The 14404-nt window shown below is 71.7% G+C and carries 12 protein-coding genes; 9 read left to right on the top strand and 3 right to left on the bottom strand.

Annotated elements, in window-relative coordinates; genetic code table 11:
• Nucleotides 1–391 precede the first annotated feature (391 nt).
• The 4 genes from AB0N02_RS10945 to AB0N02_RS10960 are packed head-to-tail and all read left to right on the top strand — an operon-like array spanning nt 392 to nt 4955.
• Nucleotides 392–1591, top strand: a complete 1200-nt coding sequence (locus tag AB0N02_RS10945; RefSeq protein ID WP_363944826.1) for an ABC transporter substrate-binding protein — start codon at nt 392–394, stop codon at nt 1589–1591.
• A complete protein-coding gene (locus AB0N02_RS10950; RefSeq protein ID WP_363944827.1) occupies nt 1584–2441 on the top strand; it encodes a branched-chain amino acid ABC transporter permease in 858 nt (285 codons plus the stop codon). Before AB0N02_RS10945 ends, AB0N02_RS10950 begins: the two co-directional genes overlap by 8 nt.
• Nucleotides 2428–4140: an ATP-binding cassette domain-containing protein gene (locus AB0N02_RS10955; protein WP_363944828.1), complete on the top strand. Its 1713-nt coding sequence runs from the start codon at nt 2428–2430 to the stop codon at nt 4138–4140. The genes AB0N02_RS10950 and AB0N02_RS10955 overlap by 14 nt, the downstream gene beginning before the upstream one ends.
• Nucleotides 4137–4955, top strand: coding sequence for an ABC transporter ATP-binding protein (locus AB0N02_RS10960; protein ID WP_363944830.1), 819 nt, complete (start codon nt 4137–4139; stop codon nt 4953–4955). The genes AB0N02_RS10955 and AB0N02_RS10960 overlap by 4 nt, the downstream gene beginning before the upstream one ends.
• Before the next feature lie 236 nt (nt 4956–5191).
• On the opposite strand, the gene AB0N02_RS10965 is transcribed toward AB0N02_RS10960, so the two are convergent.
• Nucleotides 5192–5719, bottom strand: coding sequence for a MarR family winged helix-turn-helix transcriptional regulator (locus AB0N02_RS10965; protein ID WP_363944832.1), 528 nt, complete (start codon nt 5717–5719; stop codon nt 5192–5194).
• Nucleotides 5720–6137: 418 nt separating this feature from the next.
• Between AB0N02_RS10965 and AB0N02_RS10970 the strand changes: the two genes are divergently transcribed.
• On the top strand, nt 6138–6845 hold the full coding sequence (locus AB0N02_RS10970; RefSeq protein ID WP_363944833.1) for an SDR family oxidoreductase: 708 nt from the start codon (nt 6138–6140) through the stop codon (nt 6843–6845).
• A 60-nt stretch (nt 6846–6905) separates the two neighbouring features.
• Here AB0N02_RS10970 and AB0N02_RS10975 read toward each other — a convergent pair whose 3' ends face one another.
• Both AB0N02_RS10975 and AB0N02_RS10980 read right to left on the bottom strand, forming a co-directional pair.
• Complete coding sequence (locus AB0N02_RS10975; RefSeq protein WP_363944835.1) at nt 6906–7598, bottom strand: alpha/beta family hydrolase; 693 nt, start codon at nt 7596–7598, stop codon at nt 6906–6908.
• A gap of 97 nt (nt 7599–7695) precedes the next feature.
• A complete protein-coding gene (locus AB0N02_RS10980; RefSeq protein ID WP_363944836.1) occupies nt 7696–8421 on the bottom strand; it encodes a phosphoribosyltransferase in 726 nt (241 codons plus the stop codon).
• Between the two features lie 543 nt (nt 8422–8964).
• Here AB0N02_RS10980 and AB0N02_RS10985 point away from each other — a divergent pair.
• The 4 genes from AB0N02_RS10985 to AB0N02_RS11000 all read left to right on the top strand — a co-directional run bounded on the left by AB0N02_RS10985 (nt 8965) and on the right by AB0N02_RS11000 (nt 14400).
• Nucleotides 8965–9978, top strand: coding sequence for an Lrp/AsnC family transcriptional regulator (locus AB0N02_RS10985; RefSeq protein ID WP_363944838.1), 1014 nt, complete (start codon nt 8965–8967; stop codon nt 9976–9978).
• 291 nt (nt 9979–10269) lie between these two features.
• Nucleotides 10270–11502: an amidohydrolase family protein gene (locus AB0N02_RS10990; RefSeq protein WP_363944840.1), complete on the top strand. Its 1233-nt coding sequence runs from the start codon at nt 10270–10272 to the stop codon at nt 11500–11502.
• Nucleotides 11499–12743 carry an amidohydrolase family protein gene (locus AB0N02_RS10995; protein WP_363944842.1) on the top strand — a complete coding sequence of 415 codons (1245 nt, stop codon included), beginning with the start codon at nt 11499–11501 and terminating at the stop codon, nt 12741–12743. Before AB0N02_RS10990 ends, AB0N02_RS10995 begins: the two co-directional genes overlap by 4 nt.
• A gap of 16 nt (nt 12744–12759) precedes the next feature.
• Nucleotides 12760–14400, top strand: a complete 1641-nt coding sequence (locus AB0N02_RS11000; protein WP_363944844.1) for an ABC transporter family substrate-binding protein — start codon at nt 12760–12762, stop codon at nt 14398–14400.
• The last annotated feature ends 4 nt before the right edge of the window (nt 14401–14404 follow it).

The raw sequence follows: 14404 nt of genomic DNA on the forward strand, positions 1-14404 counted from the left end.
GGAGGTGGCCGCGACGGCCCGCCCGGCCCCGGAAGATCGTACGGGGCCAAAATAAATCATCACTCTTTACATTGATGTGACTTGTTCACGGGGGGTGAGCGCCATATGTTTTGGGACCAAACATTGAGCATGCCTCGCCGTAGGAGTTCTCGATGCGAACCACCCCGGATCCTCTGGTGCCCGGCACCACGGCGCCCGCCGTCGATCCCGCCCAGGCTCGTGACACAGCCCGCGGCGGGCGGGATGACCGGTGCCCCGCCCACCATCAGATCACGATCCGGCCGAACCCGCCGGGCTCCCCACCGTGCCCGGCGATCTGACGATCCCGGGTGGAGGATCCGTCCGCCACCTCTGATCGCCAGCCCCCCAACCTCATGAAAGGCACCGTCCCATGGGAAAGATCTCCAAGGGCCTCGCGGCGGGAGCGGTCGCGCTCCTGGCCGTCAGCGCCACCGCGTGCGGTTCGGGCGACACCGGGGGCGCCGGCGGCGCCGCCACGACAGCCGACCCGATCGTCGTGGGGGCGATCAGCTCTCTGAGCGGTCCCGCCGCCTTCCCTGAGGCGTCCCAGGCGGCCAAGGCCGTCTTCGACCGCGTCAACGAAGCCGGAGGGATCAACGGCCGCAAGATCTCCTATGTCAGCGTCGACGACAAGGGAGACCCCAGCACCGCCGCCCAGGCCTCCCGGGACCTCATCCAGAACAAGGGCGCCGTCGTGCTCGCGGGCGGCGCCAGCCTGCTCGACTGCCAGGTCAACGGAGCCTTCTACAACCAGTCGGGGATCTCCTCGATCTCCGGCACCGGCATCGACCCCGGTTGCTTCACCTCCCCCGCCATCTCCCCGGTCAACACCGGCCCCTTCCTCGGCACGACCGTCAGCCTCTACCACGCCTCCGAGGTCCTGAAGATCGACAAGCTCTGCGGCTTCTTCGTCATCCTCGGCGGCACCTCCGACGCCTACAAGGGCGCCGTCGACCAGTGGTCGAAGATCACCGGAAAGCAGCTCCTCATCAACGACCGGAGCCTGTCGGGGAACACCACCGACTACACCCCCTACATCCTGCGGGCGCGGGACGCCGGCTGTAAGGGCGTCATCTTCAACGGCACCGAGCCCATGTCGGTCGGCTGGGTCAAGGCCGCCAAGGCGCAGGGCGTCACCGACATCAAGTGGCTGGTGCTCACCTCGACCTACACCGACGCCGCGAGCAAGGCGTTCGGCGACGCGGGCAAGGACGTGGTCGCCCTGTCCGAGTTCGAGCCCTACTCCGACACCTCCTCGGAGGCGACGAAGGACTGGCGCGAGCTCATGACCAAGAGCAACGTGCCGCTCACCTCGTTCGCCGAGGGGGGATACCTGGCGGCGACGAACCTGGTGACCGTGCTCAAGGGCATCAAGGGCGACATCACCCGGGAGTCGGTGACCGCGGCGCTGAAGGCGCTCCAGCCCATCGAGTCGGGCATGGTCGGCACGCCGTACGCCTTCGGCTCCGAGCAGGCGCACGCCTCCAACCGGGCGGCCAAGTTCGTCCAGCCGGAGAACGGCTCCTGGAAGGTCATGACCCCGGACTGGATCCGGCTGCCCAATGATTGAGGGTGCCCTCGCGGGCCTGACCGCGGGCGGCGCCTACGCCGTCCTCGGTCTGTGCCTGACTCTGATGTATCGCCTGGGCAGGGTGGTGAACCTCGCCCAGGCGGCGATCGGCGTCGTGGGCGTCTACACGATGTCGGTGCTGGTCGAGGCCGGGCTGCCGTACGCGGTCGCGGTGCTGATCGGCCTGGCCGGGGCGGCGCTGGTCGCCGCCGCGCTGGGCTACATGATGGGCCGCTGGTTCGCCGAGGCCGGGACCGACCAGCGCTCGGCGATCGCCATCGCCTACCTCGTCGGCCTGCTCGCCGCCGAGTACCTCGTCTTCGGCACCGACCCCCGCCAGATCCCCGGCGTCCTGGGCGGCCCGCTGGCGACGGTCGGCGGTGTCACCATCACCCAGGCGGCCGCGGTCTGCGTGGCCGCCGCGGTCCTCATCACCGCGGGCGTCTCGCTCTTCCTGGCCAGGACCGCCGTCGGCCTGCGGCTGCGGGCGCTGTCGCAGCGGCCGACCACGGCCGAGCTGATGGGCATTCCGAGCCGCCGCCTGGGCGTCGGGCTGTGGGCCGTGACCGGTCTGCTGGCCACCGCCGTCCTGCTGGTGGTGGCCCCGCAGCAGAACAGCGACCAGCTCTCCCTCGGCCTCATGGTGATCCCGGCCTGCGCCGCGGCGCTGGTCGGCGGTTTCCGCAGCCTGATCGGCACCGCCGTCGGCGGGCTCGCGCTCGGCGCCCTGCAGGGGGCGCTGGCGCATGTCAGCCAGCTGCAGGAGTTCCGCGACGTGGTTCCCTTCGTGGCGATCCTCGCGATCCTGCTCTGGTCCCAGCGCGGGGAGGTGTGGGATGCGGCGCGTTGAGATGACCGGGCCCGCGGCGCAGCTCGTCGGCGCGATCGCCCTGATCGCGCTGCTGGCCGCCGTGGTCCCGCAGTACTGGCTCTTCCTCGGGACCACCGCCCTGGTGTCGGCGATCGCGCTGAGCGGGCTCGGCATCGTCACCGGCCGGGCCGGAATGATCTCGCTGTGCCAGATGTCCTTCATGGCGCTGGGCGCCTGGATCGTCTGCGAGCTGAACGTCCAGGCGGCGCCGGGCGGCCTCATCGTCTGGGTGCTGGCCGGCGGCATCGCCGCCGTCCCCCTCGGCGTCCTCCTCGGCCTGCCCGCGCTGCGGCTGCGGGGCGTGCACCTGGCGGTGGTCACGCTGGGCTTCGCCGCCGCGGCCGACGTGATCATCGCGGCGGCGGGCTTCCCCGGCGCGACCACCTTCCAGCAGGTGCTCAGGCCCTCCCTGATCGCCAGTGACACCGCCTACTTCGTGTTCACCGCGCTGGTCTTCCTGGCGGGCGCGGTCGGCGTCCGGCTGCTCGGCCGCACCCGGTACGGCACGGCCTGGCGGGCCCTGCGCTTCTCCGAGCGCGCCACGGCGGCGGCGGGCATGAGCGTGCCGCGCGCCAAGCTGGCCGCGTTCGCGCTCAGCGCCTTCTTCGGCGGCGTGGCCGGAGGCGTGCTGGCCGGCCAGATCGGCGTGGTGACCGCGCAGAACTTCGACACCATCGACTCCCTCATCCTGCTGGTCGTGGCCGTGATGGCGGGCAGCGAGTACGCCGGCGGGGCCGTCGCCGGCGGCGCCCTGATGGTGTTCGTCCCGGAGATCTTCCGGAAGATCGGCATCCCGCAGGACTGGGGCAGCCTGGTCTTCGCCGTCGGCGCCGTGCAGACGCTGTCCACCGGGCTCAGCATGAGCGAGGACATCGTCCGCCGGGTCCGCCGCCGCAGGGCGGTGCCCGAGGAGCGCCCGCGGCCCGCGGGCGAGCCGGACACCGCCGTGACGCCTGTGAAGGGCGAGCGTCCGGTGCTGGTCGTCGAGGGACTGTCGGTCGCCTACGGGCGGATCACCGCGCTCGCCGGTGTCGACCTGGTCGTCCCCGAGCGGACCGTGATGGGGCTGATCGGCCCCAACGGCGCGGGCAAGTCGACGTTCACCGACGCGGTGACCGGTTTCATCCCCGGTGCCACCGGCTCGGTCACGCTCGACGGGCGGCGGCTGGACGGTCTTCCCGTCCATCGCAGGGCCGCGGCGGGGCTGCGCCGTACCTTCCAGCAGGACCGCGTCCCGCCGGGCCTGACCGTCGCGGGGTTCCTGCGCTTCTCCGCGCACCGCCGGGTGAGCGCGGCGGAGCTGGAGGAGATGGCCGGCTTCCTGAAGCTGGGCACACTGGACCGGCACGTCAGCGAGCTCGACGTGGGCAGCAGGCGGCTGCTGGAGGTGGCGGGCGCGCTGCTGTCCCGCCCCAAGGTGATCATTCTGGACGAGCCCGCGGCGGGCCTCGCCCACGCCGAGTCCATGGAGCTCGCCAACCGCCTGACGGAGGTACCCGATCGCTTCGGGGCCTCGGTCCTGCTGATCGAGCACGATCTGGAGATGGTGCGGCGGGCCTGCGCCGAGGTCGTGGTGCTGGACTTCGGCCAGGTGATCGCGGCGGGACCGCCCGCCACGACGCTGGCCAGGCCGGAGGTCGCCCGCGCATATCTGGGAGACGAGGTGGCACTGGCATGACGTCCCAACTGGTGCTGGAGGAGGTGACCGTCGCGCGCGGCGGCGCCCCGATCGTCCGGGGTGTCTCGCTCACCGCGCCCGCAGGCGAGGTGACCGCGCTGCTCGGGCCGAACGGCGCGGGCAAGACCACGCTGCTGGAGTCGATCTCCGGGGTGATCCCGGTCGCGAGCGGTACCGTCTCCCTCAACGGCACGAAGCTGACGGGGCTGGACCGGGTCGCCCGTGCCAGGGCGGGAGTCGCCCACGTGGAGCAGGGCCGTACGGTCTTCCCCGACCTGACGGTCGCGGAGAACATCCTCGTGGTACGGCGCGGCCCCGGCGTGATCGACCAGGCCCTCGAGCTGTTCCCCGAGCTGCACAAGAGGCTCGACGTCGCCGCCTCGCTGCTGTCCGGAGGCGAGCAGCAGATGCTGGTGCTGGCCCGGGCTCTGGCGAGCAGGCCCTCGGCGCTGCTGATCGACGAGATGTCGCTCGGCCTGGCGCCGGTGATCGTCCAGCGGCTGCTGCCGGTGGTGCGGAACCTGGCCGAGTCGGGCGTCGCGGTACTGCTCGTCGAGCAGTTCGCGACCCTGGCCCTGAAGATCGCGGACACCGCGCACGTGCTCGCGAGCGGCACGCTGACCTACTCGGGGCCCGCCGAGGAGCTGCGTTCGGCCCCGGGCAGGCTGCACGCGGCCTACCTCGGGGAGACGGCCGCCCCGGACGGGACCGCCTCTCCCGCGGAGACGTCCGGGCCGGAGGAGAGCGCCGGGCCGGAGGGAACCGCCTCGGCCGCGGAGACGAACGCCCCGGAGGAGACCGCCGAGTCCGGGTGACCGCCCGCGGGTGTCCCGGCCCGGCCGGAACGCCCGCGTTCTCCCCCGACCACCCGGTCCGGACGACTCAGAGGTCCGGGCCGGGTACGGCCCCCGTCCGGCCAGACGCGCCCTGGCCGGACGGGGGCCGACGGTTTCCGGGAGGGAGTCCGCGGCCGGGGTGCCGCGCGAAGGGCCGGGGCGTCGAAGGCGCCGAAGCGGGGGCGGGGGACGCCGGGAACGCCGGGACCGGGGCGTCAGGAGCGTTCGACGCTCTCCAGGTGCTGCACGACCAGCCGCAGGCTGGCGGCCAGGTCGCGGCGCCGCCCGCTGTCGAGTTCCTTGACGACGAACGCCTCCTCCCGGTTGAACTGGGGGAACAGCGTCCGCATCAGGCGTTCGCCGGACGGCGTCAGGGTCACCATCACCCGTCGCCTGTCGGCGGGGTTGGGCATCCGCCGGACGTAACGGTAGGACTCCAGGGTCTTCAGGACGCCGGTGAGGGTGCCCTTGGCGATTCCCGCCTCCGCCGCGACGTGCCGGGTCTCGCTCTCTCCCCAGATCCACACGACCCACATGACGACGAACCCGGTCCAGGTGAGCCCGGTGTCGCGAAGCACCGTCTGTTCGAGGTGGTTGCGGATCGCCGCCGACGCCCGGTAGATGTTGGAAACGGCCCACATCGCCTCGAAGTCGAGGTTGAAACCATCCAGCCGGCCGCCGATGGCCTCTTCGGTGCTCCGCAGGGTGTGGTGTCCCGTCATCTCGGTGTGGCGCTCCCTCACTTTTTGGCCTCCACCCTACGATCACGTTCGCCGGGATCGCGCGCCGCGTCTCCTTCCGGGGGCGGGCGTGGAGAACGCGGACGGACCGGGAGAACGCCTCGCGCGGGGCGGATCCGGAAGGGCACGCCGGAAAGACCCCGGAAACGAGGGGACGACCTACCCGGCGGGCCCGCGAGCGCCTTGGGACGGCAAGTATTCGGATCCGAACAATATTTCAGGCGTACGGCGGTGAGCAAGATGTCTCCGCGAAACGTTTTTCGGTAAAACACCATGTCGTCGCGGTCACGCGGACACCGCGCGCCTTGTGCCGCCTCTTCGTTCCATCTATCGTACGGAGGCAAATAAATCGCCCGTCGTCCGGCGGCCGCGTCCCCCGGGCGGGCCGTCCCGCATGCCAGCGCACCACGAGGAGCACGTAATGGATCTCGGACTGTCCGGCCGGTCGGTTCTGGTCACCGGCGGAGCGAGCGGGATCGGCCGCGCCACCGTGGAGGCGTTCCTCGCGGAGGGGGCGGCGGTGACCGTCCTCGACCGGGCGCCGAAGCCCGAGGACCTGGACGTCACCTGGGTCCGGGGAGACGTGACCGACGAGGAGACCGTGCGATCGGCGATCCCGCGTGAGCTGGACGTCGTCGTCGGATGCGCGGGCATCTCCGGCCCCATGGGGCAGGACGCGCGGGAGATCGGCCACGCCGACTTCACCAGGACGCTGGAGGTCAACCTCACCGGCCAGTTCCTGCTGGCCAAGCACGCCGCGCCCGTGCTCGCGGGGAGCACGGCCCCCGCGATCGTGTTCGTCGCCTCGGACTCCGGCTTCGTCGCCGCCCCCGGCATGGCCGCCTACTGCGCCTCGAAGGGCGGCGTCCTGATGCTCACCAAGGCGCTGGCCGTGGACTTCCGGTCCGACGGCATCCGGGTGAACTGCGTCTGCCCGAGCATCGTCGACACCCCGATGGCCCGCGGCGACCTGGGCGACGCCTTCGACGAGCTGGACTGCCCCGTGCTGCGTCCCGAGGACGTCGCACGTTCGATCCTGTACCTGGCCTCACCGGCGTCCAGGGGCGTCAACGGCACCGCGCACGTCCTCGACTTCGGCGGCCTGGCCACGTCCACCTTCCCGGCCTGAGCCCCTTCCGGCCTCCCGGCGGACTCCCCGCGAGCCCTTCACGCCCCCGCGGGAGGCCGGTCACTCCGGGCCGTTCTCCTCCCGGCCCGGTCCCCTCGGCAGGTACCGCTGGAACCACTCCCCGGCCAGCCTGGCCACCTCCTCCAGCGCCCCCGACTCCTCGAAGAGGTGCGAGGCTCCCGGGACGATCTCCAGCCGCGTCTCGCCCGGCATCCTCCTCATCGCCTCGCGGTTGAGCTCGACGACTACGGGATCACGCTCTCCGACGATCAGCAGCGTGGGCGCGCGGACCGACCCGAGCGACTCACCGGCGAGGTCGGGGCGCCCGCCGCGGGAGACGACCGCCCGGACGAGGCCGGGCTTGGCCGCCGCCGCCACGAGCGCGGCCGCCGCCCCCGTGCTGGCGCCGAAAAGCCCGAGGCCGAGGCCCTCCGTGGGCTCGTGCCTCACCAGCCAGCGGGCCAGCGCGGCCACCCGGACGGCCAGCCTGCCGATGTCGAAACGGAACTCGCCCGTCCGGAGGTCGACCCGCTCCTCCGACGGCGTGAGCAGGTCCACGAGCACCGTGGCCAGTCCCGTTCGCTGGAGCTCGGCCGCCACGTGACGGTTGCGGGGGCTGTGGCGGCTGCTGCCGCTGCCGTGCGCGAAGAGCACCACTCCGCGCGCAGGTCGCGGCACCACGACGTCGGCCTCCAGCACCACGTCCGTGGCCGGGATCTCCAGGCGCTCCAGATTCATCCGGACGGCGTTCATCGCCCCTCCTCGGCTGACTCGCTGACTCGCTGACTCGGCTGACTTCGCTGACTTGGCTGACTTGGCTGAAAGCCCCCGCTCCCCCTTGAGCGGGAGGTCAGGGCTGGGCCGTTCCTCCCGCCGGAGTGGCGCGCCTCGGCCCCCTCCGCCGTCCAGGCGCCCCCTCCGGCCGGGCGGGCCCCGACGCCGCGCGCAGGAGTTCCCGCACCTCCCGGTCGGTCGTCTGGTCGAAGTCCCAGTAGGACAGCCCGACCGCCAGGAAGGGGGACGGGGTGGCGGCGCAGACCACCTCGTCCGCCATGGCGCGGAGCTCGTGACAGGCCGAGACGGGCGCGGTGGGAACCGCGACGACGATCTCGGCGGGCCGGTGACGGCGGAGGGCCTCGACGGCGGCGCGCATGCTGGCCCCCGTCGCCAGCCCGTCGTCCACCACGATGACGGTCCTGCCGGTCAGGTCGGGCGAGGGGCGTCCCTCCCGGTACACCTCCTCCTGCCTGCGGAGCTCACGGTTCTGGCGTTCGGCCGCCTCCTGGACGGTCTCCGCCGAAATGCCCAGGCCCCGGACGATGTCCTCGTTGAGCACGACGATCCCGCCCCCGGCGATCGCCCCCATCGCCAGTTCCTCCCGGCCCGGGACGCCCAGTTTGCGGACGAGGAAGACGTCCAGCGGGGCGCCGAGGGCCACCGCGATCTCGTACGCCACGGGGACCCCGCCCCGGGGAAGTCCCACGACGACGACGCCCGGGGTGTCCCGATACCGCGTCAGGAGCTCGGCGAGGACACGTCCGGCCTGCCGCCGATCCTCGAACAGATGGTCCGACATGACCGCCACCCCCGATCGGTATAGCCCGCCCCATCCATTGAGGTATGCCCAGACCCACGCGGCCGTTTTGGGGATACCGAGGATGTATCTGGAGTTTTACCTGGAACGGCGGCCGTCTTTACGGGCCCGGCCGGTGGGAGCGGATACGGGACGTTGACCGTTCGCCGGCGTCACCGCTCCCCCTCCACCCGCGCACCCGGCACGCCGCGCACGTTCTCACCGTGATCACGTGACGGCCGAACGTGTCACAGGCACATCCTGCCGGCATTTCCATGGAGAGCGCGACGGCGATCAAGCCAACCCTTCCAGGAAGCGATTGCGGCTCTTTAGTGTCAAGTTCCCGTTCAATGACCCATCGCTATGAATGGGACATGAATTAACCGAGCCGTGTGGTTTTCAAGCCACCTCCGGCCGAGATACCCCCGCCGGGTGCGCCGGCCGCGCGCGGCACACGGGCCCGGCACCTCAAAAAGCACCTTGTAGCCATATATAGCAATAAATAGGATGTGACGCTCAAGAGGTGACGAACATCCGGGAGGCGCCGTGGAGGAGCTCGGTCTCGACGAGCGGGATCTGGCGATCGTGGCGGCCCTCCACGTCGACGGCCGTCTGCAGTGGGGCAGGCTGGGAGAGATCCTCGGACTGTCGGACCGTACCGTGGCCCGCAGGGCGAAGCGACTGATCGAGCACGGCGTGGTACGCGTCGTCGGCGTCGTCAACCCCTACCACTCCGGCTACGCCACCCCGATGATCGTGCGGGGCCGCTGCGTCAAGGGCTCCATCGTCACACTGGCCGGGCTGATCGCGCACCGGCCCGACACGCTGTGGGTGGACATCCTCGTCGGCGGCACCGACCTGTGCTTCGTCACCTTCGCCGGGTCGCGCGAGAGCCGCAACGCCTTCCTGCTCAAGGAACTGCCCGGCATCGACCAGCTGGCGGACGTCGGCGTCTACACGATGCTGCACAGCTTCGGCGACGCCAGGCTGTGGTACCCGCGTTTCCTCGACGAGGACCAGTACCGGGCCCTGGCCCCCGTACACGACAGGCGGGCCGAGCCGTCCTCCCCGCAGGCGCTGACCACCGAGGACCGGGCGTTCCTCAGGGTGCTCGCCAGGGACGGCCGCGCGGGATACGCCGAGCTGGCCGCGGCCGCCTCCTGCTCGGAGTCCACGGCACGGCGCAGGATGCGCCTGCTCACCGAGTCCGGCGCGATCAACTTCCACACCGACGTCGATCTGGCCCTGCTGGGCTACGGGGTCGAGGCGATGCTGTGGATGTCGGTGCTGCCGGGGGCGCTGGACCGGGTGGGTCGCGCCCTCGCCGCGGCCGATCCGGTGCGCTTCGTCGCGGCCACCACGGGTTCCGTCAACCTCGTGTGCTCGGTGACCTGCCGGGACGTCAGCGCGCTCTACACGTTCCTGGTCGAGGTCGTGGGCGCGCTGCCGGAGATCACCCATGTGGAGACCACCCCGATCACCCGGACGGTGAAGCGGGCCGGAGGCGTCCGCCACCGGCGCCGCCCGTCCGGCGGCGCGGAGCCGGATCACCGGCGATGAGTGTCGCTTTCCGCCAGAAAAGCGGGCCGTATTTCGTTTTCCGGCAGAGCGCCCGCCTTTAGTGGACGTGTATCGGCCGTCCTCAGCAGGATGGCGACACGGCCGGTGCAATCGTTCTCATCGCCCGGTGGGCCGTGAACGGCGCGGGCCACGAGAACGGAGCCGTCCTTTGAGCGTCCGACGGAGATCCACAACACACGACGCCCCCGGCCCCGGCGGCCGGGGGCGTCCCCACACGGCGGCCACCGGCGCGTTCGCGCGGCGACCGTATCCAGAGGAGGAGTGAGAGAGTTGTCGAGGCTAGTGCTTCGCGGTGCCAGGGTGTTCGACGGCACCGGAGCGCATCCCTACGCCGCCGACGTGGCGGTGGAGAACGGCCGGTTCGCCGAGGTCGGCACGGCGCCCGCGGGCGACACGGTCGCCGACGTCACCGGGCTGACCCTGCTGCCCGGCCTGATCAACTGCCATGTCCACGTCGTGGGATGCGCGCCGACGCTGGAGGAACGGCTGCGCACGCCGTTCTCCTACCAGTTCTACGCCGCCCTGCCGATCCTGGACCACCTGCTCCGCAGCGGTTTCACCACGGTCAGGGATCTGGCCGGCGCGGACGCGGGGCTGAAGCTGGCCGTCGACCGGGGCATCGTCCGGGGGCCCCGGCTGCGCATCGCCATCGAGGCGCTCTCCCCCACCGGGGGCCACATCGACGCCCACCTCCCCAGCGGCCTGCCCGCCTTCGAGTACTACCTGCCCCACCCGGGCCGTCCGCACGGCGTGGTCGACGGACCCGAGGAGATCAGGCGGCTCGTCCGCGAGCTGATCAGGGGCGGAGCCGACTGCGTCAAGGTCTGCACCACCGACGGCGGAACCTGGCCGCGCAAGGACCACCTGCCCGCGCATTTCCGGGACGACGAGCTCGCCGCGGTGATGGAGGAGGCGCGCAACGCGGGCCTGCACGTCGCCTCGCACGCCCACGGCGCCGCCGGCGCGGCCAACGCGGCACGGGCCGGGGTCGACTCGATCGAGCACGGCACCTATCTGGACCAGGAGACCGTCGATCTGATGGCGGAGCGGGGCACCTGGTTCGTGCCGACCCTCGTGCGGACCTTCGGCCTGCTGGAGCGTGACGACGTCGCCGAGTACGTCGGCGCCGAGAAGCTGGAGCTGGCCCGGATCACCGCGGACGCGCACGCCGCCTCCTTCAGGATGGCGGTCGAGGCCGGCGTCCCGATCGCGATGGGCACCGACATGCACGGCGGCGAGTTCCTCGACGAGCTGCGCCACATGAACCGGCTGGGCCTGTCTCCCGCGCAGACGATCGTCTCCGCCACCTCGGCCGCCGCCACGCTGCTGCGCGTCTCCGACGAGGTCGGGCGGATCGCCGCCGGGCTCAGGGCGGACCTGGTCGTCCTGGAGGGCGACCCCTACGACTTCACCGGCTGGCCCGGCCGTATCCGCGCCGTGCTCAAGGACGGCGAGCTCGTGCACGGCACGCTCGACACCACCGGACAGGAGAACGACCGATGACCCGTACCGTCTTCACCGGCGCCGACGTCTTCGACGGCACGGGAAGCGCCCCCTACCGCGCCGACGTCGCCGTCGAGGACGGCCGGTTCGCCGAGGTCGGCACAGGACTGACGGGCGACGAGACGGTCGACGTGACCGGCCGGACGCTGCTGCCGGGACTGTTCGACTGCCACGTCCACGTGCTCGGCGTCGCCCCCACGGTGGCCGAGCGGCTCGGCGAGCCGTTCTCCTTCCAGTTCTACAACGCCATCCCCAACCTGCGCCGCCTGCTCGAGTGCGGCATCACGACCGTCCGCGACTGCGCGGGGGCGGACCTCGGGGTGAAGCAGGCGCTGCGGGACGGGCTGATCGCGGGACCGCGCCTGCAGATCTCCATCACCGCGATCTCCCAGACCGGCGGGCACATGGACGGCGCCACACCGTCCGGCCAGTGGGTGGACCCGTACTACCTGCCACACCCCGGCCGGCCCGGCTCGATCGCCGACGGCGTCACCGGGGTGCGCAAGGCCGTACGGCGGTCGCTGCGGATGGGGGCCGACTTCGTCAAGGTCCTCGCGACGCACAGCGGCAGGGCCAGGTACGAGAGCACCCGCTTCACCGTCGCCGAGCTGGAGGCCGTCGCCGAGGAGGCCCGGGCGGCGGGCGTCGCGGTCGCCGTCCACGCGTACGGCCCGGCCGCGATCAAGGACGCGATCAGGGCGGGAGCCCGGTCGATCGAGCACATCGCCTACCTCGACGACGAGGCGATCGCGTTGATGAAGGAGAGCGGGACCTGGCTCGTCCCCACGGTGGCCATGGAGATGTACGAGCTGCCCGAGTCGGAGGTGACGACGCCGGAGGCGGCCAGGGAGGCCATCGGCCACCAGGACGACCCCGGACAGGACCACGTGGCGGCGGCCCGCAAGGCGCTCGCCGAGCTCGGCCGGGCGCACCGGGCCGGGATCCGCATCGCGATGGGCACCGACTTCGGCAACACCGCGGGGGACAACCTCGACGAGTTGCGGGCGATGACCCTGGCGGGGCTGAGTCCCGCCGAGGCGCTGGTCGCCGCCACCTCCTCCGCCGCGGAACTGCTGGGCCTCGACGATCAGCTCGGCACCGTCACCGCCGGCAAGCGGGCCGACCTCGTCGTCGTCGACGGCGACCCGTACGACTTCGCGGCGCTCAAGGGCGCCATCGAGTCGGTCTACATGGACGGCGGTCTCGTGTACCGCCGGTCGGCCAGGCCCGTCCAGGGCTGAGCGAAGGGAAACCCCCATGCACACCATCAGGCTCGCCGCCGTCGCGGGCGCGCTGATCCTCGCGGCCACCGCCTGCGTCGCGTCACCGGAACGGGGGACCGGTGACGCGACGCCCGGCGGCGGTGGCGGCACGGTGACGGTCGCCACCATCCAGGCGTGGACCGGCCTCAACCCGCACGTGCCGACCCAGGGCGAGGCCATCGGGCTGGCGATCGGCAACCTCATCTACCCGTCCGCCTTCGCGATCGGGCCCGACCTCGGCCCGGCGCTCAACACCGACCTGCTGGTCAGCGCCGAGGTCACCTCGACCGAACCGCAGACGGTCGTCTACAAGATCAAGCCGACGGCGGTCTGGTCGGACGGCACGCCGATCACGGCGGCCGACTTCGACTACCTCTGGCGGCACATGAGCGGGAAGGTGCCCGGCGCCCAGACCACCGGGGCGCTCGGGTACGACGCGATCAGGTCGGTCACGGGCGGCGACGGCGGCAAGACCGTCACCGTGGTGTTCGCCAAGCCCTTCGGGGAGTGGCGGTCGCTGTTCACCCGGATCCTGCCCGCCCACTTCATGGCGACGCGAGGGGCGGAGCCGAAGGCCTGGAACGAGGGCCTGATCAAGGCCGTCCCGCCGACCGGCGGCCCGTTCGTGATCGCGGAGGACCGGCAGGGGCAGCTCATCAGGTTCGCCCGCAACCCCAGGTGGCCGGGTGAGCGGGCCAGGTCCGACGCCCTCGTCCTGCGCTTCGTCAAGGAACCGCAGGCCGTGATCCAGGCGCTGGCCGCCGGCGAGGTGGACATCGCCGCCCTCGACCCCGACCAGAGCACGCTCGCCCAGCTCAGGGCCGTGCCCTCGGTCACGACCGAGCTCGTGGCCTCCCCGACCCAGCAGTTCCTGGGCTTCCAGTTCGGCCGCAGGCCCGCCTCCGAGCCCGTCGTGCGCCAGGCCGTCGCCACCGCGCTCGACCTCAAGGCGATCACGGTCAAGACACTCGGCGTGGACGGCGAGCGGTTCAGCTCGGTCAACCACATCTACTCCGCGGGCTCACCGGGGTACACCGACAACCTGGCCGGCCGGTACGGCACCGGCGACGCCGCCGCGGCGGCGGCCCTGCTCGAAGGGGCCGGGTACACGCGCGGCGGCGACGGCTACTTCGCCAAGGGCGGCAAACCGCTCACCGTCCGGCACGCGCTCTCCTCGGGCGGCACGATGGAGTCGCAGCTCGCCGTCCTCCTGCAGGGTCAGCTCAAGGCCGCCGGCATCAAGCTCGACGTGGTGACCGTGCCCGACAGCGTCTACTTCGACCAGGTGCTGATCCCCGGGAACTACGACACCATCTCCTTCGGCTACCCGGGCTCGGCCTACCCGATCTCCTGGTACGAGGCGCTCTACACCTGTAAGGGCGGCTACAACTTCCAGCGGTTCTGCGACCCGGGGATCGACCGGATGTTCGCCGAGGCCACGAAGATCCTCGACGAGGACGGCAGCCGCGCGGCGGCGAACGCGATCGACGCCGCGCTCTGGAAACAACTGTCCCTGTTCCCGCTGTTCAGCCTGCCTGAGCTGGACGCCCACAGCACCCGGATCCAGGGGTACCGGACGCATCCGCTGTTCGAGTGGCGGCTGGCGGGCGCGGCGTCCTGGTCGGGGCGGAGCTGACCCG

Source organism: Streptosporangium sp. NPDC051022 (genome assembly GCF_040683035.1).
Taxonomy (GTDB): Bacteria; Actinomycetota; Actinomycetes; order Streptosporangiales; family Streptosporangiaceae; genus Streptosporangium.

What these genes read in the sequence shown, in the direction of transcription:
- AB0N02_RS10945 (WP_363944826.1), top strand. Translation starts at nt 392, where the DNA reads ATGGGAAAGATCTCCAAGGGCCTCGCGGCGGGAGCGGTCGCGCTCCTG.
- AB0N02_RS10950 (WP_363944827.1), top strand. Translation starts at nt 1,584, where the DNA reads ATGATTGAGGGTGCCCTCGCGGGCCTGACCGCGGGCGGCGCCTACGCC.
- AB0N02_RS10955 (WP_363944828.1), top strand. Translation starts at nt 2,428, where the DNA reads ATGCGGCGCGTTGAGATGACCGGGCCCGCGGCGCAGCTCGTCGGCGCG.
- AB0N02_RS10960 (WP_363944830.1), top strand. Translation starts at nt 4,137, where the DNA reads ATGACGTCCCAACTGGTGCTGGAGGAGGTGACCGTCGCGCGCGGCGGC.
- AB0N02_RS10970 (WP_363944833.1), top strand. Translation starts at nt 6,138, where the DNA reads ATGGATCTCGGACTGTCCGGCCGGTCGGTTCTGGTCACCGGCGGAGCG.
- AB0N02_RS10975 (WP_363944835.1), bottom strand. Translation starts at nt 7,598, where the DNA reads ATGAACGCCGTCCGGATGAATCTGGAGCGCCTGGAGATCCCGGCCACG.
- AB0N02_RS10980 (WP_363944836.1), bottom strand. Translation starts at nt 8,421, where the DNA reads ATGTCGGACCATCTGTTCGAGGATCGGCGGCAGGCCGGACGTGTCCTC.
- AB0N02_RS10995 (WP_363944842.1), top strand. Translation starts at nt 11,499, where the DNA reads ATGACCCGTACCGTCTTCACCGGCGCCGACGTCTTCGACGGCACGGGA.
- AB0N02_RS11000 (WP_363944844.1), top strand. Translation starts at nt 12,760, where the DNA reads ATGCACACCATCAGGCTCGCCGCCGTCGCGGGCGCGCTGATCCTCGCG.